Genomic DNA, 838 nt, shown 5'->3' with positions numbered 1-838 from the left:
CCTTGCGCAGCACAACGTCATACCGGTGCCGAGTCAACTCATTGTGGTGGGCACCCTCCTTGATCCGGACATCAACCGCCACGACACCCGGCAGAACATCCGCAAGAGCTGCGAAGAACTCGGGATCGACCAGGAGTTCCCTCTCCAGCGCAATGCTCTGCTCGATTGACGCGCGCACCTCGGAGATCTCAGCGCCGGTTCCGGCTCGCCCCAGCTCGATCGCGGTGCGGAAGGTCCTGAGTGCGCACATGTTGCGTATGTCGCCGATGAACAACGAGCCGCCGGGGGCGAGCAGTTCCATTGCCTGCCTTAGCACACGTACCAGATATTCGGTGTTCGGGAAGTACTGTGACACCGAGTTGATGACGATGGTGTCGAAGAAATCCGTCGGCAACCCCGCCACCACATCAGCGGCCTGACCGCGCAACTCCACCCGGCCCGAAAGCTCGGGAACAGACGCGATCTGCCCACGCAGTCTCTCGATCACCGCGGCCGAGAAGTCAGTTCCCCAATAAGCCTCACACTCCGGGGCGAGCTTGGCCATCAACAGACCGCTGCCGACGCCGAGCTCGAGCACCCGGCGCGGATTGAGCGAACGAATCCGCTCAACTGCAGAGGTGCGCCACGCCCGCATTTCCTCCAATGGAATCGGCGAACCGTCATAGCTACTGTTCCAACCGGAGAAGTCCTCGCCGAGGAGCAGGTCAGCCGTATTCGTGTAGTGCTGGTCGTAGATCTTCTGCCATTCGTTGACTTGGTGGGCGTTGGCCTCTTCATCGGGCTCGGCATGCTCGGAGGGCACCACATAGCCGACCAGCCGCACATCCCCCGAACGATC

Annotated in this window: 1 protein-coding gene; it reads right to left on the bottom strand. The window is 61.7% G+C overall.

Translation table 11 applies throughout. The features are described from left to right. Positions 1 to 838: class I SAM-dependent methyltransferase (locus PV419_RS52930; protein WP_319701256.1), on the bottom strand; the 838-nt coding region annotated here is incomplete at both ends.

Origin of the sequence: Streptomyces sp. ME19-01-6, from assembly GCF_033793745.1 — a bacterium.
In the GTDB taxonomy this organism is placed as follows: Bacteria; Actinomycetota; Actinomycetes; order Streptomycetales; family Streptomycetaceae; genus Streptomyces.
Note: the sequence above shows the minus strand (reverse complement) of the source record. Positions and strands in the feature narration are given on the sequence as shown.